This is a genomic window from Bacillus sp. MHSD_36 (assembly GCF_030757775.1).
Classification (GTDB): domain Bacteria; phylum Bacillota; class Bacilli; order Bacillales; family Bacillaceae_G; genus Bacillus_A.
Genome location: NZ_JAVBIS010000001.1, coordinates 1,483,015 through 1,499,901, shown reverse-complemented (window position 1 = coordinate 1,499,901; position 16,887 = coordinate 1,483,015). Strand labels below are relative to the sequence as shown.

Sequence of the window (16,887 nt, the reverse complement as noted above, 5' to 3'; positions counted from 1 at the left end):
TAAGAATACCGATAAATGAAAATCAATGTGGTGATTGAAATCACTTATTATGTGTCTGATTTGAGAATAATAAAATGAGTTTTATAAAAGGAAGAGAGAGGGGAGATAAATAGTTGCAATACTGTGTAATAAAAAAGAAGCTTACTAGAAGCTTCTTTTTTACTACTATTTTTCACATGCAACTCCATCGCCATCACGATCAAGATGTGAGTCATAACCTGGTTGTCCTTTATATAGAGGAGCTTTCCCGGCAGCTCTAACTGCGGCACAATTTTTGTAATATGCACTACTAGTATTTCCTGCAGCAAGTTGTGTTTGAGCTTGCTGTGTGTTTTTCTGTTCTTCTTGTTGTTTACGAGCTTGTTCATCAGCTTGGCGTTTTTGCTCTTCTTGTTGCTTACGAGCCTGTTCATCAGCGAGACGTTTTTGTTCTTCTTGTTGTTTACGAACTTGTTCATCAGCTTGGCGTTTTTGCTCTTCTTGTTGTTTACGAGCTTGTTCATCAGCTTGGCGTTTTTGCTCTTCTTGTTGTTTACGAACTTGTTCATCGGCTTGGCGTTTTTGCTCTTCTTGTTGTTTACGAGCTTGTTCATCGGCTTGGCGTTTTTCATCTTCTTGCTTCCGAGCTTGCTCTTCGACCTGACGCTTCTCATCTTCTTGCTTTTGCATTTTTTCGTCCGCTTCTTTCTTCCCCAGTTCTTTTTTCTTCTCGCTCTCTTTTTCTTCGGCATTGTTAGAAGTAACTTTTTTACTAGTGGCTGCCGTCTTTTCAGAAGAAGGAGCTGAAATACTTGAAAGTGCAACAAAAATGACAAATAAAATAGCAGTGATAATAAATTGTTTTTTTGCGACACCAGTCTTTTTAATTACGGATAAGATTGCTAGAACAAGGAAAAAAATAAATAAAATTAAACTTAAAGTAGCAAAAAAATCGATGACTGGGTGTTCAGATTTTGTAGTGCCCATTCCTATTAAGAGAATTGAAATCATAAAAAGAATAACAGTAGGACGACCATATTGTTTTGCTTTTCCATTTTTCTTAAAGAATGAAATGATACATAAAATTAAAAGAATAAAAGCAATAAAAAATAAAGCTGCACCAATATTACTCAAAATTGCCATTTTTATACCTCCATTTGTAAGATTTTCACTATTGATTATATAGGAACTTATTGGATATTACACGATTTATATAAATTTAGAAAATTAGTATTTTTAATAGACTTATAAACATTTATTTTATATATAAGGAAAAATAGATATATTTCCTATTACATTTTTTAATTGAATTCATAAAGTATAATATATCGATTGAAAGGAGGGGGTTTAAATGGAATTTCAATTATTGGTAACTTGTATATTACAAGAAGGTAATGCTTTCTTTTTAGTAACGAAAGTAGACGATGTTATTACGTTAAAAGTACCGATTACTGCGGGAGTAGCAGGTTTATTCTTAGCTTTAGGTGTACCAAGATGTTCTTAATTTAAATCTCTACAGTAGAAAGAGGCGGACAAGCCTCTTTCTACTAATAAATAATTATTTTATGTAAACTAAAATAATATTTTAGTAATAGCACATTTAGAATGGACATGCATATACTATAATGTTTTTTAAGTTATGAAAATTAAAGAGGTGCTATTATATATGAAAAGAAGAACATTTGATATTCCAGTTACATTACGAAGAGAGTGGTTTTTAATAGAGTTAGCCCATTTAACGAAAAAATATGGAATTGAAATTGCAACTAGCAAAATGGAAGCTGCACCGTTTTTAAGAGATCAAGTTACGGAATCGAAAATAGGGTCAGGCCTCCAATATGATAAATATGATGATGAGTATATCATTGAAAATTAAAGGATACCATCAAAAAAATTCTCTATAACAAAATATAAAATAAAGCAGATTCTAAATATGGAATCTGCTTTATTATGAAATACTTCTAGTCAACTATCCTCTTTCTAGTGTTTTTCCTACATATTTTTCTTGTGTTATTCCGAAAGATTCACGAAGAATGCGAGCATAATCTTTTGATTCTATTGGTCGTTTATTTTTGATGCCTTTAAAGGTTTCTGTATAATTTTTATTTGTTAATGATACGTGCCCATAATCAGTTAATTTACAAGTAATAGCTCCTTTATTAAAAGGAGATTCTTTATGTTCTACAATCACTTTTTGAATGTTATTCACCTTTTTCTCATCTATTGAATCTAAAGTAAAGGCATAGCCTATTTTCCATTCGTGTGAAGGTTCAGATTGCAAGAAATTTGTAGATTCCCCGTTAGCTCCTTTTCTCATTTCTAATATGTGTGTACCTTTTCGGGTAGTTCGTTTGCGAATTCGATATTCTCCCGTTTGAGAAGAGACGACTTCTCCGGTAAAAGGGACTGGATGTAAAGGTAGATGAGATGCAAAACCTGCGTCTATAACATAATCTTTATAATTATGATTTAATATGATAATGACATGACCATCATCGGGTTTCCATTTATTATCGTAAAGATCATAAACGGTACCGGCTACTTTATATACTTGAAACCCACAATCCATTAAAAAGTAATACAATAAGGAGTTTAATTCATAACAAAGACCGCCTCGTTTTTGAATAAGTAACTTTTCTATTAAGTTATTTTTTGAGATGTCTTTAATAGTACCAGCCATAATATCGAGATTTTCATAGGGGAGAATCAAGCCCATTTTTAAGAGAATTTCATCTAAATCATTAAATGTTATTTTTTTTGCAGGAATTTTTAGTCGTTTAAAAAATTCCTTTTGTAAATTGGTCATCATAAAGCATTCTCCTTTCTTTTTACAGAATTTTCTTCTGCTCACCGATAGGTTAGTACTTCTAAAAGTTTAATTCAAGTCTGTGAAAATTATCATAATATATGTTTCTGGAAACCTTACTATCTATTTAGAAATTTCAGTTTAATATTTAATCGTAGGAAAGTCTTACAGCATAAGCTTCTATTCGTTTGTTTTATATTAAATTAAATAAAAGGACATATCTTCATTAATCTTTTTTTATAACTAGGTGGTAATAAAGTGTTTTTTTACTAAAGTTTTTTCAAGATTTGTATACTTTATATAGACAATAATGATTTAAAGATATTTGGATTTAGTACGGTTAACAATTATTGAGAAACTTTTTTATAGTGTTCTCTCAAAAGGAAGAGATAGAAACAAAGAGAATAACGTGTGTTAAGGAAGAAGGGGTACTAGTAATCTCACGGGAATAAAGACAAGATTTTGTTTAAGTAAAAAGATTATCTAGTATTAAGAGGGAAGATAAAAAAATATTACAAAGAGCACCTTCTTTCAAAAAAAGTGGGGGGAGTAACATGCGATTGATGAGAAGATATGTTGCCTTACTAATTGTATTTTTTATCATGGTCCCAATAATTAGCACAAATGTGCGAGCAGAAGTTGTAAAAGAGATTAAAACAGGTTTTCCAGATCAAGAAGTCTTTACACCTGGAGACTGGTTTTTAGGCCAAAAACCTGCTAATTATGATGAGAATAAACCTCCAATTCTTTTTGTACAAGGGAGGAATGGGAATGCTGATAGTTGGTATGGTAAGACAGTGTATCACGATATAAATGATATGTATGACTATGCTTTGAAAGCAGGCTATCAAACAGTTTTTATACAATTATATGATGCTGCTGGAAAAGGATCAGCTAGTCAGTGGGATAACGGAAAATTGTTAGCACAAAAATTAGAAGAAATATATAATCATTTCGGTAAAAAAGTTAATATTGTAGCACATAGTAAAGGCGGTATCGATACACAGGCTGCATTAGTAGGATATGGTGCAAATCGATTTGTCGGAAATGTTATCACGCTTGCGACACCACATCATGGATCAAACTTAGCTGATTTATCATATAGTTGGTGGGCGGGATGGCTTGCTTCTATATTAGGTCAAAAAGATGATGGTACGTACTCATTACAAATGGGGGAAATGGCAAAATTTCGTTCAACGATTGATAATAATCCAGCAGCTAAATTAAACCGTTACTATACAGCTACTGGGACTAGCTGGGGACCAGTATTTTCTGCGTTATCTATGGGCGGGTTATATTTGTCATCATACGGTTCAAATGATGGACTAGTAAATGAATGGAGTGCTAAGTTGCCGTATGGAACTCATTTATTTACAGATTCCAGATTTGATCATGATAACATACGAAAAGGATCTGCTGTTTTCTCGCGAATTGAGCCATATTTACGTACATCAAATGTAGCCGTACCAACTTTAGTAGCATCCAGCACTAGTTCAAATGAAAACATAGAACAATTAAATACAACTTCAAACCAAAACATTTTAGGAGGAGAATTGCCACAAAATCAGTGGATAGAGCAAACTGTTGCGGTTGATAAAAAAGCGGAAGGAATCGTTTCTATATTAACTGCTTCGTCTGATGTAGAAGTACAAATGATATCACCAAAAGGAAAAAAATATACAAATAAGGATAGCGTTATAACTACTGGCGAAGGTGAATCTTTCTTTAATGGTGCGACAATTAGAACATTTAAATTTGATAAAATGGATGTAGGAGAATGGAAAGTTAAAATGATGGCGAAGCAGTCGAAAGATGCATATCTAGTTGTAAGCGATTACAAGACTGGCGCGCCATTTGTTCTTCAAATGCCTACAAAAGTTAAAGCGAATAAATCTGAGTATAAACTGAAAAAATCACCTATGGCACCTGAAATGAAAGGGGATCTTTCTATAACAGTAAGAGTCGTGAATAAAGAAGGAAAACTAGTCTCTGAATATAGTGAATTACAAAATGTTAATAATAATACATTTACGGGTGCTTTGAAGGACATAAAGCAACCAGGAGTATATAACGTTACGATGGATATAAAAGGGATGAATAAAGAAGGACAACCTTATAGTCGTACAATTGTTAAGTCATTTTATGTGGAGAATTAAGAAGGAATGAGAAGCTTTTAATATAAAAAGTACCGAACTTTTGCAGTAGAAGAGTTCGGTACTTTTTTCATGTTTATTAGGTTAGAAAAGCATTATTCAATAAAAAAAGATGCTGAAATAGCATCTGAATGTGAAGATGATTATTAACTTAGTTTTATAACTGTTAATTCAACTGCATTGATACCATTATCACAAGTTGCAATACTTTGACGATTAAAACCACTGTTATTTTTCAGTTGAAGAGTTGCATTAGCTGGTACTGTAACAATCGTTTCACCTGCTAATTGAAGGCATTCGTTATTTGATGAAGTATTCATTTGAAAAGCAAAGTCACCTTGACTATTAGCAAGTGGATTGTCATTTAGAAATATAGTCATGACTGGAATATGTGGAAACACAGGATTTACAGTAGTGTTAATCGTTGAAATGAAAGAAACCCTATAATCACCAGCTTGACTAAATTGTATAGTAGTAGGATTTAGTAAGGAAACTCCTCCTGCTATAGGGCCAACGTGATTAAATGGAAAAGGATCTCCAAAAGGAACAGTTATAAACTCTGTTTGCCAAAAAGTGCCGTATGCCGGACAGCTTTTTTTACAGGAACTAGAAGAGGAATTGCATAAGCATTTTTTATATGAGCTAGAAGAAGATTTACATGAACATTTTTTATTAGAGTTTGAAGAATGATAGTATGAACCCAATATATTACCCCCTGTTGTGAATGAATTGTATACACATAGTATTTTATGCTTGTCTTATATATAAGGTGATAGATTTAGAAGTATAAAATTTGAATATATTGAAATCCAGTAGTAGTTGTAACAATTTTTGAAGAAGAAAAGGTTAATGATTTGGTGAAAAGATCAAAGGAGTCTCTTGGCAGGTTTAATAGAGGCTCAAGGTTACACCTGTAAAAGTAAAACCAGTATCCTTGATTATTTGAATATTTATATATTAGAGTTTATAGTCATTGTTCTTTATTTATGTAATAGGGCAGGAAGAAGAAGAAAAGTATCGAATGAATGTACATATGTAGCATTGTTTACTTTTGATGTGAATAGAAGTTAAAGATACGTTGAAATATTTTATACCGTAACGAAGGAGTAATTAAATTATAGAGGGAGCAACTTACATGGAAAATATATTAAAGGTATCTTCAAAATCAAAACCAAATTCAGTGGCAGGTGCAATTGCAGGTGTACTAAGAACGAGTGGAAATGTAGAAATTCAAGCGATTGGGGCTGGTTCTTTAAATCAAGCGATTAAAGCAATTGCAATCGCAAGAGGGTTTGTTGCTCCAAGTGGTATCGATTTAGCCTTCGTGCCAGCATTTCAAGAGGTTACTATTAATGACCAAGAAAGAACGGCGATTAAATTAATTATTGGTCCTAGGAAGAAAAGGTCTTAATAAAGAGTGTTAACAAAAGGAATTTGAAAAGGTTGATAAACAAAGTAATAAAAAGACCACTTTTAACAGAGGTGGTCTTTTGGTGTTTTCGTATTTCAAACTGTTGATACGCCCCACATACTGAATTCGTAGTGGTATTCAGTGCGCTCAATAACTATCCCGAATTCTAAATTATCCTCAACTAATACAAAATCTGCATATCTAATTAGAAATCTTCAAATAGTTAATGATCTCTCTGAATTATCGAACAGTTCAGGAGTGTTCAGCTTAACTGCTTCGATTTTACCACCCTTAGAGAAAAAGAGCCTCCCTTGATTAACTGGAAATGTAATAGTTTTAACTATTTCTTTTAAAAATGTTATTGAAAGTCGGCGGTTTTCTTCATAATCAGTGCTACCAAAATTTTTTATACTTGAATTTTGTTCTAGCGCATTAAATAATTCTTTACAAAATAAATCATTAGATTCTGCATCCATAAATGCCTCCATTCATTTTGTAAGTATTTAAAACGCAAAAAGAGCACTTTAAAAAAGCGCTCTTGTGAGAGTATTACACTTCATTATAAAAAGAAAGGAATATAAAATAGTGTATGTCTTGTCTGCAATTGTGTTTGTACTTATAAAAATAAAAGGGAAGCTAGCAAACACTAACTGCTTGGTTCTCTAAGAGGGAACAAGGAGAAGACCTAATGTCATATACATTATTGACGTAATATTTAGTTTTATCATATTTAAATCAAAAAAATGAATTTAATAATTACGATGCCATTAAAGATACTTAAAACACACTAGTAATATTAAGTACAAAAGTAAGAACAATGTAAGTGTGATTGTAATTATACTTCTAACCGTTGTTTTCGCAGTAGTTGACGTATTCATTCCTATAAGGCCACCAATGAATGTCCAAGCTGTTAATATTAGTAAAAAAAATATTGGTTCGGTAGAACTCCAATTCATCGCTGTATTAATAGATTCATTTTCAAAGTATAGGACAAGTAAACCAACACAAATAAATGAAAAAATAAAAGACCATAAGTTTATAGTATGCTTCATGATTGCTTCTTTATTAACATGATGTTTTTTACTAAATTTTAGCAAAGAGTAAATGGAATTAAAACAAAATAATCCTATTAAAGCGAGGTTGGGAGAATGACAGCCTTGAAAGAAAACTTAGAAAAGCACAGTAGATTCTTCTATTGTTGGAAAGCGTGTTGTTTCAAAAGTTAACAATCTACGTTGCCATGATGCTCCATCTTGGCAGGATAAAGATGTTGCTGGCTCTGTAGATGCAGGCTTAGGGTTCACAATTGATATGAAAGTCATTTTCAATGGATCGTTACAATATAAAGTACACAATAGCAAAGGCAAAACATACTATGTAACAGCGAATGAAGCCTATGTGTATGTGAAGTAAAAACAAGGGCCGTCCTTAATTGGCGGCTTTTTTTATTTGTTGCATAGCTTTTTTCAAAATGCTATTGGTTAAAAGGAGACAAAAAATAAGACCAATCACTATGGTCTTATCATTTTCTATCCGTTATGGTAAAACTAATGTGATTTGTCTTGTCTTTTCCTACGTACCTATCATATCCAAAATCATACGTGTTTGGTGACTCGTTTTCGTCTCCCCCTTTAGCGACTAACTTATCTATCTCTTCTATAGATAGTTTTGTGTCTGCAATACGAATCAAACATTCCATTAGTTTATGATACTGTTCATATTTTGTCTTATCCTCAAATACTCTCATGTTTGTTGTAACTGAAACGGAATTTGATACCCAATCACTCTTACCCATCTTTGAATAAATCGTGAATCCATTCCAGTTTGCGGAATAAACTCTGTCGTTTTCCTTTTCACGATACTCTATCTTTGAATCCTCAATCTCAATCATACCGTTTGAGTATTCTTTCAACTTATTTTCAAAGTCTAATTGATGTGTGAACCCTTCTTCTATAGTAATAGTATCCTTAGCTGATAGACACCATACGAGCATCAGTCCGATTACGCTTGCTAATAGTACTTTAATTTTCATGTACATTACTCCTTACTTTAATTAGTTACTTTCTTATATCCGTCTTCGTCCATAAGAATCAAGGACAGTGCTTTATGAGTTGGCTCCTTTTTATTGCTATGATATTTAAAATTTACTTTTAGATAATGCCTTTAATATTGGTTTTATAATCAGACCTATTAAACGAAAATTTTTAAATATAGAGCGTACAACCTTTATGAAGATGCCCCTAAATCAAATAATATATCAAGTATGTATTATTACAAGTTACTCTATTACTTTGTATGTACTTCCATTTGCTTATCAAGTGCTTTGGCGTAGGCATCCTTAGTTTCCTGGTTTAACTTATAAATTGCTTCTTTCCACTGTTCTCCATCTACTCCTGACATATATGGAGTGCTTTTTAATATAGCTAGTTGAATTTCCTGTCCATCTTCTTTATTAGCGTCTTGTATTAAATTTGTTCCCTTTCTTGCATCTGTTACTCCTTCTTGTATGAGTCTATGAATGTCTTTGTATTTATCAGGTACTTCTATGTTCTCCATACGGTCTAAGGCTTGAACCATATCGTCTGCTGTTTTGAATACATCTTTATACCCCTTATTATTCTTTGTAGCTTCTCCTAGTTTTAACACTATTAAGTCCTTCTTGTATTGAAACTCTACCAGTTGCTCACAAATATAATACGGATAATGTTTTTCAGATATTACTGTTTTCGACATTACTTTACTAGTTTCCTCAGTCTTAGGGGTAGAACCTTTATCTCCTATCCCACAACCTACTTAATAATAAAATAGGTATTGCTAATGATACGAGTTTCGTTGCTTTCATTATGTATCCTCCATTTAGAAAGTATTGTAATTAATTAACATATTGTACCATAGCATAAATTAAATAAATAAGATATGAAGTTTTCTCATCCTTAAGAGAAATTTTGGACGTTTTAACAATATGAAAACATGTATTACGGTTGTAAAAAATCCCCTTATTGGTTCCTCAAGGTATGGGAGATTTTTTTATGCACCCATAGATTCACTTTCCAAATAAAACTTGTCCATTAAGTTATTTACAATTTTGTTGAAATAAGCAAATGTTCAAGAATGGGAACGCTAATACCTATTTATCAAGGGGATTTAATACAGTTTAATTAAAAGGTTATTATTTGCTCACAAATAATATAAAAACATGTGAAAAAATATGAAATATCCTTTTGAAGTAGAATATAATAAATGAAAAGCGTCGCAAATGCTTGTATAACAGGCATTTGCGACGCTTTTATAGTTTTTCTGAACAAAAAATAAACAACCCTAAAACTGCTCATTCTTCTCCCAAGATTCCACAATATAATGTGCAATCGTCGGGTTGAATCCTTTCCCAACTAAAAACATAATCGCAGCAACTTCTGTTAGAGCGTGTTTGTGTGATGTATGTTTTGCTTCATTTAAACCGTAATCTACCCAAGGTTTTACAAAATCTAGTACAGGTTTCTTTAAAGGTAAAAACTGTGTACCGACAACTTGTTGAATTTGTTGTTGCGTTGGTTCTGTAATCGGTCCAGGCGGTAAGATTTGCGGTTGTGTAATATCAAGTGTTGGGCCTGGTGGTAAAATTTGTGGTTGTGCCGGATCAATTGTTTGTGGTGCTGGGGGTGAAACACGCGCGTCATAGTTTGGTTGGTACATTTGCGGCTGATATTGTGGTTGTTGAGGCTGAGTTGTGTATGGATTTTGTTGAAATTGTTGTTCTTGATTTTGCGGTGCTACATATGGATTTTGAGGGTATTCATAATTTGGACGTGTATCGTATGCGTTTTGTTGATATTCAGTTTCTTGATTTTGAGTTATTGCATATGGGTTTTGTTGAAATTGTTGTTCTTGATTTTGTGGTGCTGCATATGGATTTTGAGGATATTCATAATTTGGACGTGTGTCGTATGCGTTTTGTTGATAATTAGCTTCTTGATTTTGTGGTGTTGTGTATGGATTTTGTTCATATTGTTGTTCTTGTTCCTCATATTGTTCTTCATACCGTTCTTCCTGTTGCTGAGGGTAAAATGGTTGTTGTGGGTAAGGCGGTTGATTATTATAGAACATGTTTATTCCTCCTTCATGATGATGCCTACCACCCAGTGTATGGGCGGACAAGAAAATATGTGATGAAAAAATGCGGGCGTGTTACAATAAGTAACTGGGTGAAGATAAAATGACAAAACAAGAAAAGATTCAAAAAACAATTACTTTTGTAAAACATATTTTAGAAAAAGATGCGAGTGGGCATGATTGGTATCATATTGAGCGCGTACATAAACTGGCGATTTCTTTATCCGAGCAAGAAGGAGGAAATCGTTTTATAATTGAAATGGCAGCATTACTTCACGATGTTGCTGATGAGAAGTTAAATGAAAGTGAAGAAGAAGGAATGAAAAAAGTTTCTGATTGGTTAGAAGAGTTACATGTGGAAGAAAAGGAAAGTAAACATGTTCTTCATATCATCGCCAATATGTCTTATAAAGGTGGTCATGGCGGTAAAGTGGAGTCACTTGAAGGGAAGATTGTTCAAGATGCGGATCGCTTAGACGCTCTTGGTGCAATTGGAATAGCTCGCACATTTGCGTATGGTGGAGCGAAAGGGAGATTAATGTATGATCCAACTATTCCGCCTCGTGAAGTGATGACGAAAGATGAATATAGAAAAAATAACGATCCATCTTTAAACCATTTCTATGAAAAACTTTTGAAACTAAAAGACTTAATGAATACGAACGCAGCAAAACAAGAGGCGGAAGTTCGTCATCGTTATATGGAACAGTTTATTGAACAATTTATGAAAGAGTGGAATGCACAAATATGAAAATGTTAACTGTGGAAAATTTATCAAAATCATATGGAGAAAAACCGTTATTTGATGGATTATCATTTAGTATTGCAGAAGGACAACGTGCCGGAATTATCGGTGTAAACGGTACAGGTAAATCAACTTTATTAAAAATTATTGCAGGGGCTGAAATTGCTGACACAGGTGATATGACTCATTCGCGTGGGTATACAATTAGTTATTTATCACAGCAACCGGAGTTTGATGAGCAATTAACAGTATTAGAGCAAGTCTTCCATGGTGATACACCTTTAATTCGTCTTCTTCGTGACTATGAAAAGGCGCTATTACATATTGAAAAAGATCCAAGCAATGAAAAAGTACAGGAACAATTATTTGCAGTGCAACAACGTATGGATGCGATGAGTGCGTGGGAAGCAAATGCGAACGCAAAATCGTTATTAACGAAACTAGGAATTACTGATTTTACAGCAATTGTTGGAAATTTATCTGGTGGACAGAAAAAACGTATTGCGATGGCACAATGTTTTATTGAAACACCAGATCTATTAATTTTAGATGAGCCTACGAACCATCTTGACCATGAGACAGTTGAGTGGTTAGAGGAATATTTAGCACGATATACAGGTGCAGTATTACTTGTAACCCATGATCGTTACTTCTTAGATCGTGTGACGAATCGTATTTTCGAATTAGACAATGGAAAACTGTATAGTTATGAAGGGAATTACAGTACGTTTTTAGAAGCGAAAGCACTTCGTGAGGAACAAGAACTTGCGCAGGAATCAAAACGTCAAAACTTATATCGCCGCGAACTAGCATGGATTCGCCGTGGTGCAAAAGCTCGTTCGACTAAGCAAAAGGCACGTATTCAACGTTTTGAAGAGTTAAAAGGGCAAGAAGGACCAGCTGCAAAACAGTCAGTTGATATTGCGCTTAGTGGTAGTCGCCTTGGGAAAAAAGTACTCGAGTTAAAAGATGTAACGAAAAAATTCGGTGATAAAACTGTATTGAACAACTTTAATCATATTGTGAAACCAGGCGATCGTATCGGAATTATTGGAGCGAATGGTAGCGGGAAATCTTCGTTATTAAATATGCTTGCAGGTAAAATATCTCCTGATAGTGGTGAAATTGAAGTTGGACAAACAGTAAAAATTGCTTATTATACGCAAGAAAATGAAGAGATGAATTTAAATCAACGTATGATTGAATATATTAAAGAAATCGCGGAAGTCATTCATACGACAGACGGAAAAGTAATTGGTGCGTCTCAAATGTTAGAGCGTTTCTTATTCCCGCCACATTCACATGGTACACCGCTTGGCAAATTATCTGGTGGCGAGAGAAGACGTTTATACTTATTACGTATATTAATGGGAGAACCGAACGTACTATTACTGGATGAGCCTACGAATGATCTAGATACACAAACATTAACGGTGTTAGAAGATTATTTAGAAGATTTCCCAGGTGTCGTTTTAACTGTATCGCATGACCGTTACTTCTTAGATAAAGTAGTAGATGAATTGTTCATTTTTACGGGAGAAGGAGAAGTGCGCGAATTTCTAGGTAGTTATACGGATTACTTAGAAATGGAAAAAACGAGAGAACTTATTGAGAAAGCGGAAGTGCAAAAAGAGAAAAAAGTAGTAGAAGAAGCACCGAAGCAACAACGTAAGCGTAAACTCTCATATAACGAACAGCGCGAATGGGAAACAATTGAAGATACAATTGCAGAACTTGAAGAAAAACTTGAGTCAATTGGAGAAGAGCTTGCAAATGTTGGTTCTGATTTCACAAAGGCACAAGAATTATCTGAAGCACAACAAAAAACAGAAGAAGAGCTAGAAAAAACGATGGAAAGATGGAGTGAACTATCGGATATTGTTGAAGGATTAAAATAAAAACAAGCTGCATATATTGAAAAGTAAAGAGAAAAACTTTACACTATTGGTAGAACCTATTTTAGGAGGGAAAAAATGAGAACATCTAATCCAATGTTGAAAAAAGAGGCATTCCGTAAAGAAGGAGCAAGTGCTTCTGCGATGACTATTGGCGGAACAGTAGGCAAAACGTTTATTATGCTTATCTTGCTACTTGCAACGTCTGTCTATTCATACATACAGATGATAGAGGGTACGATGAAAATGCCAGTATTAATTGGTGCTTTAATCGTTGCGGCAATCATCGCATTTGCGTCTATGTTCTTCCCGCGTATTTCACCTTTTGGTGCACCAATCTATGCGGCGGTAGAAGGGGTTGTATTAGGTAGTATTTCAGCGGTTTATACAATGAAGTTTGGCGATTCTATCGTTTTAAATGCTGTATTACTAACAATCTCAATTCTATTTGCAATGTTAGTGTTATATGCAACACGCGTAGTAAAAGTAACGGATAAATTCCGTACAGGCGTGATGGCAGCAACACTTGGAATTATGGTTATGTACTTAGTCGTGTTTCTACTAAACATGTTTGGTGTAACGGTTCCGTACATTCACCAAGGTGGTACAATCGGTATTATTATTAGTGCAGTTGTTATCGTAGTTGCTGCATTAAACTTATTACTAGATTTCGATTTAATCGAAAATGGTGTACGTAGTCAAGCTCCGAAATATATGGAGTGGTACACTGCGATGGGACTAATGCTTACATTAGTTTGGTTATACTTAGAAATTCTTCGTTTCGTTTCTTACTTTACGAAAAATGACTAATAAAAAATCCTGCATGAAAAATGCAGGATTTTTTTATTTTTAAAGATAAATCGATGGTATGGTATAATATGGATGTTAGTAACTTGAGTTAAAGGGGGATGGAATATGATGAAAGAGAAGAAAGGGATTATGAAAAAACTATTTTCTAAAAGTTTTTTCATAGAACTAGATGATGCTTTAACGTATCCATCATCAGAAGTTATTACTTCAGCAATAGAGGGATATGCGGCTGAATGTAATGAAAGACTAAAATTTGAGAGTAAAGTTAAACCGATTACTTTTTACTTAGAAAATGTAATGTACCGCGTTGAGATAAAGATGGCTCGCGGTGGATATTACATTTCATGCAGTGAAGTGTAAATTTTTGAAACCTTACATGTTTGAAATATGTAAGGTTTCTTTTTTGTTTTTATAAGATATAAAAATATATTTTTTTATTATAAAGTATATTATTTTAAGCTTTTTACCCTTCACACATTTTTCTTTATAATGAAGAAAAATATGTGAGGTGGTATAACTTATGATGAATCGAGTTGTATTAATCGGTAGATTGACAAAGGAGCCAGAATTATACTACACAAAGCAAGGTGTCGCGTATGCACGAGTATGTGTTGCGGTGAATAGAGGTTTTCGAAATAGTTTAGGTGAGCAACAAGTAGATTTTATTAATTGCGTCGTATGGAGAAGGGCAGCTGAGAATGTAACTGAATATTGTACGAAGGGTTCACTTGTTGGAATTACCGGACGTATTCATACGAGGAATTACGAGGATGATCAAGGAAAGAGAATATATATAACGGAAGTTGTGATTGAAAATATTACATTTTTGGAGAAAAGGCGGGAGGGGGCATCACAATAAGAGGGCTTAGTAGTATAGCCCTCCATCATTTTGGATTAATCCCTTCCCAAACAACATCTAATTGTTGATTGAGTATATTTTTCGCATTTACTTCATTTACATGTAATAGTGAATGGGACATTAATGTATAAAAATAAGTACTCATAATAGTAGAAGTGATAATATGTATATCCCATTGACTGTTTAATTTTCCTGTCTCTTTCGCCTCTGTAATAATTGAAGACAAACCTTGTTGTAGCTGTTGTATACTTTTCACTTCATTTTCTACTAAGTAATTAGACTTTATAATCTCAAAGACGGCATGCTTCATTAAATCACCATGTCCAGTAAAACGGTCTAGTAAGTCTCCTAGAACAAGTTTAATTCTTTCTTTTGGATGTTCTACATTTTCATATGTTTTTAAACTTTCATTCCATAGTTCAATTTGAGAATCACCTAAAAATAATAATATGTTTTCTTTTTTCGGAAAGTAATTGAAGAAGGTTCCTTTTGCAATCCCGCATGCAGTAGTAATATCTTGAACCGTTACATTTTCGTACCCGCGTTCTTGGAAGAGTTGTACTGCTTTTAGGAATATAAGTTCTTTTAATTCTTTTTTTCTCGTTTCTCTCAGCATATAATCTACTCCTAACACAAACAATTATATCTGTTCACTAGATAATCTCAAATAAAATCTTACTTTATGATTAAGTTAAATGTAATTGAAAGAAGGGTAGAGAATGCTGTTTCTTATTTTTGTTATAAATGAAAGTTGTATAGTTCATGTGCTTGCCTCTCAGAAATCCATTTCGGGATACGTTTCATTACTTCGTTTCTTACTATAGTTAAAGGTTTACTTTCTATTTGCGCCATTTTTCCAACTTTCCATGCAGTGTTTGAGATTTTTTCAATTCTATCTCGTCTTTTTTGTTCGTATTCCATAAATGCTTGGCGATAGTGAGCATTATTCTTAATACATTCAGCCAAAATAATCGCATCTTCAATCGCTTGACAAGCACCTTGACCTAGATTAGGAGTAAGAGCATGAGCTGCATCCCCAATAAAGACGATGCGCTTTTCAAAAAACTGTTTCATTGGTGTAATGTCTATAATATCACGATGAATCATATCAACGTCTGATGCATTATTTAATATTGATGGTATGGGATGGTGGTAAGATTTGAAATGATTATATAAATCTGCTGTTGTGTAAGCCTTGTATTTTGGATCTCTAGCTTTCGCATTTATGAGCGCATACCAGTATACTTCGTTATTTGGTAGAGGGACGATACCAAATCTACCGTTTGTTCCCCAAGTTTCAATAAAATCGTTCGTTAAAGAAATGTTATTAGTAGGAGTTACGCCGCGCCAACACGTATATCCTGCATAACGATAATTATCCCTTTGTGTTACTTGTTTTCGAACGACAGAATGAATACCATCGGCAGCAATGAGTATATTGCCAAATGCTTCACTACCATCTTGAAATACTATTTTTAAGGCGTCTTCTTCATTTCGTTCTATTTTTACACATTCTTTTCCCCATTCGACAGTATCTTCTTGTAGTTCAGAAAGTAGTAATTGATGTAAATCTTTTCTATGAATAGAGTGCATTTTTGGATAACAAGCTGGAATAATCAATTTATTGAAAATAGTTCCTTTTTCGGATACAAGCTTAAAGCCATCACTTTCGTTGCTGAATTTTTTTATTCTCTCAGAAATTCCGTATGGTTCAAGTGCTTGCATTGCATTCGGAGCAATGATAATACCTGCACCAGCAACAGTAGGCTCAGTGTTTTTATCATATACTTTTACTTCAATCCCTATTTTTTGTAAGGAAATTGCTGCGCATAGACCAGCAATACCGCCACCAATAATTATGACATTGTTCATTTGTTATCACTCCACCTTCGAATGACTTTGTTCATAAAAATGACCATGGTCATTTTGTGATTTAAGGTTAATCCCTTTTCATGTAATTGTCAATTATACTTTTAACTATAGTTATGGAACGATTAGGTGAAAATAGAATGAAACTTCCCAGAAATGTAGAAAAGTAAAGAGTAAAATTAAGCATCCCAGTAGGAGTATAGAGTGATAACATGTTACAATACAGCTAAGAACATGCAATAAAGGAGAG

16 protein-coding genes and 3 pseudogenes are annotated in these 16,887 nt (G+C 33.6%); 10 read left to right on the top strand and 9 right to left on the bottom strand.

All coding sequences use genetic code 11. The features are described 5' to 3' along the window. Positions 1-165: 165 nt before the first annotated feature. Positions 166-1,122: an excalibur calcium-binding domain-containing protein gene (locus Q9B79_RS07845; RefSeq protein WP_306183274.1), complete on the bottom strand. Its 957-nt coding sequence runs from the start codon at positions 1,120-1,122 to the stop codon at positions 166-168. A gap of 208 nt (positions 1,123-1,330) precedes the next feature. On the opposite strand from Q9B79_RS07845, the gene exsG reads away from it, so the two are divergent. Next, the gene (exsG, locus tag Q9B79_RS07840; RefSeq protein WP_000395678.1) at positions 1,331-1,483 is read left to right on the top strand and encodes an exosporium protein ExsG; all 153 of its coding nucleotides are present in this window, start codon (positions 1,331-1,333) and stop codon (positions 1,481-1,483) included. Between the two features lie 162 nt (positions 1,484-1,645). Next, entirely contained in the window at positions 1,646-1,855 is a 210-nt protein-coding gene (locus Q9B79_RS07835; RefSeq protein WP_000830253.1) for a hypothetical protein, read from the top strand. A 93-nt stretch (positions 1,856-1,948) separates the two neighbouring features. On the opposite strand, the gene Q9B79_RS07830 is transcribed toward Q9B79_RS07835, so the two are convergent. Continuing rightward, complete coding sequence (locus tag Q9B79_RS07830; protein WP_306183273.1) at positions 1,949-2,788, bottom strand: arylamine N-acetyltransferase family protein; 840 nt, start codon at positions 2,786-2,788, stop codon at positions 1,949-1,951. Between the two features lie 551 nt (positions 2,789-3,339). Here Q9B79_RS07830 and Q9B79_RS07825 point away from each other — a divergent pair. Then, positions 3,340-4,941, top strand: a complete 1,602-nt coding sequence (locus tag Q9B79_RS07825; RefSeq protein ID WP_306183272.1) for an esterase/lipase family protein — start codon at positions 3,340-3,342, stop codon at positions 4,939-4,941. A gap of 143 nt (positions 4,942-5,084) precedes the next feature. On the opposite strand, the gene Q9B79_RS07820 is transcribed toward Q9B79_RS07825, so the two are convergent. Next, positions 5,085-5,642, bottom strand: coding sequence for a preprotein translocase (locus Q9B79_RS07820; protein ID WP_306183271.1), 558 nt, complete (start codon positions 5,640-5,642; stop codon positions 5,085-5,087). Between the two features lie 431 nt (positions 5,643-6,073). Between Q9B79_RS07820 and spoVS the strand changes: the two genes are divergently transcribed. Beyond that, complete coding sequence (gene spoVS / locus Q9B79_RS07815; RefSeq protein ID WP_097952820.1) at positions 6,074-6,349, top strand: stage V sporulation protein SpoVS; 276 nt, start codon at positions 6,074-6,076, stop codon at positions 6,347-6,349. 95 nt (positions 6,350-6,444) lie between these two features. Here the strand turns inward: spoVS and Q9B79_RS07810 are convergent. Next, positions 6,445-6,837, bottom strand: a pseudogene (locus Q9B79_RS07810) (YxiF family protein); the annotation flags it as partial. A 685-nt stretch (positions 6,838-7,522) separates the two neighbouring features. On the opposite strand from Q9B79_RS07810, the pseudogene Q9B79_RS07805 reads away from it, so the two are divergent. Next, positions 7,523-7,762, top strand: a pseudogene (locus tag Q9B79_RS07805) (N-acetylmuramoyl-L-alanine amidase); the annotation flags it as partial. 109 nt (positions 7,763-7,871) lie between these two features. On the opposite strand, the gene Q9B79_RS07800 reads toward Q9B79_RS07805, so the two are convergent. The 3 genes and pseudogenes from Q9B79_RS07800 to Q9B79_RS07790 form a co-directional block, all read right to left on the bottom strand. Next, entirely contained in the window at positions 7,872-8,381 is a 510-nt protein-coding gene (locus tag Q9B79_RS07800; RefSeq protein WP_372339541.1) for a hypothetical protein, read from the bottom strand. 254 nt (positions 8,382-8,635) lie between these two features. Continuing rightward, positions 8,636-9,191 (bottom strand): annotated as a pseudogene (locus Q9B79_RS07795) (hypothetical protein). A 476-nt stretch (positions 9,192-9,667) separates the two neighbouring features. Continuing rightward, on the bottom strand, positions 9,668-10,453 hold the full coding sequence (locus Q9B79_RS07790) for a hypothetical protein (protein ID WP_306183269.1): 786 nt from the start codon (positions 10,451-10,453) through the stop codon (positions 9,668-9,670). Between the two features lie 109 nt (positions 10,454-10,562). Here Q9B79_RS07790 and Q9B79_RS07785 point away from each other — a divergent pair, with 109 nt between their 5' ends. The 5 genes from Q9B79_RS07785 (at position 10,563) to Q9B79_RS07765 (ending at position 14,768) form a co-directional block, all read left to right on the top strand. Beyond that, positions 10,563-11,210, top strand: a complete 648-nt coding sequence (locus Q9B79_RS07785) for an HD domain-containing protein (RefSeq protein WP_306183268.1) — start codon at positions 10,563-10,565, stop codon at positions 11,208-11,210. Continuing rightward, the gene (locus tag Q9B79_RS07780; protein WP_098668971.1) at positions 11,207-13,102 is read left to right on the top strand and encodes an ABC-F family ATP-binding cassette domain-containing protein; all 1,896 of its coding nucleotides are present in this window, start codon (positions 11,207-11,209) and stop codon (positions 13,100-13,102) included. The genes Q9B79_RS07785 and Q9B79_RS07780 overlap by 4 nt, the downstream gene beginning before the upstream one ends. A gap of 75 nt (positions 13,103-13,177) precedes the next feature. Further along, a complete protein-coding gene (locus Q9B79_RS07775; RefSeq protein WP_001260642.1) occupies positions 13,178-13,909 on the top strand; it encodes a Bax inhibitor-1/YccA family protein in 732 nt (243 codons plus the stop codon). Positions 13,910-14,014: 105 nt separating this feature from the next. Next, complete coding sequence (locus tag Q9B79_RS07770) at positions 14,015-14,269, top strand: DUF4318 domain-containing protein (protein ID WP_098668970.1); 255 nt, start codon at positions 14,015-14,017, stop codon at positions 14,267-14,269. A 160-nt stretch (positions 14,270-14,429) separates the two neighbouring features. Next, positions 14,430-14,768, top strand: a complete 339-nt coding sequence (locus Q9B79_RS07765) for a single-stranded DNA-binding protein (protein ID WP_306183267.1) — start codon at positions 14,430-14,432, stop codon at positions 14,766-14,768. A 25-nt stretch (positions 14,769-14,793) separates the two neighbouring features. Here the strand turns inward: Q9B79_RS07765 and Q9B79_RS07760 are convergent, their stop codons facing one another. Continuing rightward, positions 14,794-15,384 carry a TetR/AcrR family transcriptional regulator gene (locus Q9B79_RS07760; protein WP_306183266.1) on the bottom strand — a complete coding sequence of 197 codons (591 nt, stop codon included), beginning with the start codon at positions 15,382-15,384 and terminating at the stop codon, positions 14,794-14,796. A 122-nt stretch (positions 15,385-15,506) separates the two neighbouring features. Then, on the bottom strand, positions 15,507-16,640 hold the full coding sequence (locus Q9B79_RS07755; RefSeq protein ID WP_306183265.1) for an FAD-dependent monooxygenase: 1,134 nt from the start codon (positions 16,638-16,640) through the stop codon (positions 15,507-15,509). Positions 16,641-16,887: the final 247 nt, after the last annotated feature.

Bases quoted from the DNA above. Each gene is read 5' to 3' on its own strand.
- Q9B79_RS07845 (WP_306183274.1), bottom strand. From the start codon at position 1,122: ATGGCAATTTTGAGTAATATTGGTGCAGCTTTATTTTTTATTGCTTTT.
- exsG (WP_000395678.1), top strand. From the start codon at position 1,331: ATGGAATTTCAATTATTGGTAACTTGTATATTACAAGAAGGTAATGCT.
- Q9B79_RS07835 (WP_000830253.1), top strand. From the start codon at position 1,646: ATGAAAAGAAGAACATTTGATATTCCAGTTACATTACGAAGAGAGTGG.
- Q9B79_RS07830 (WP_306183273.1), bottom strand. From the start codon at position 2,788: ATGATGACCAATTTACAAAAGGAATTTTTTAAACGACTAAAAATTCCT.
- Q9B79_RS07825 (WP_306183272.1), top strand. From the start codon at position 3,340: ATGCGATTGATGAGAAGATATGTTGCCTTACTAATTGTATTTTTTATC.
- spoVS (WP_097952820.1), top strand. From the start codon at position 6,074: ATGGAAAATATATTAAAGGTATCTTCAAAATCAAAACCAAATTCAGTG.
- Q9B79_RS07800 (WP_372339541.1), bottom strand. From the start codon at position 8,381: ATGAAAATTAAAGTACTATTAGCAAGCGTAATCGGACTGATGCTCGTA.
- Q9B79_RS07790 (WP_306183269.1), bottom strand. From the start codon at position 10,453: ATGTTCTATAATAATCAACCGCCTTACCCACAACAACCATTTTACCCT.
- Q9B79_RS07785 (WP_306183268.1), top strand. From the start codon at position 10,563: ATGACAAAACAAGAAAAGATTCAAAAAACAATTACTTTTGTAAAACAT.
- Q9B79_RS07780 (WP_098668971.1), top strand. From the start codon at position 11,207: ATGAAAATGTTAACTGTGGAAAATTTATCAAAATCATATGGAGAAAAA.
- Q9B79_RS07775 (WP_001260642.1), top strand. From the start codon at position 13,178: ATGAGAACATCTAATCCAATGTTGAAAAAAGAGGCATTCCGTAAAGAA.
- Q9B79_RS07770 (WP_098668970.1), top strand. From the start codon at position 14,015: ATGATGAAAGAGAAGAAAGGGATTATGAAAAAACTATTTTCTAAAAGT.
- Q9B79_RS07765 (WP_306183267.1), top strand. From the start codon at position 14,430: ATGATGAATCGAGTTGTATTAATCGGTAGATTGACAAAGGAGCCAGAA.
- Q9B79_RS07760 (WP_306183266.1), bottom strand. From the start codon at position 15,384: ATGCTGAGAGAAACGAGAAAAAAAGAATTAAAAGAACTTATATTCCTA.
- Q9B79_RS07755 (WP_306183265.1), bottom strand. From the start codon at position 16,640: ATGAACAATGTCATAATTATTGGTGGCGGTATTGCTGGTCTATGCGCA.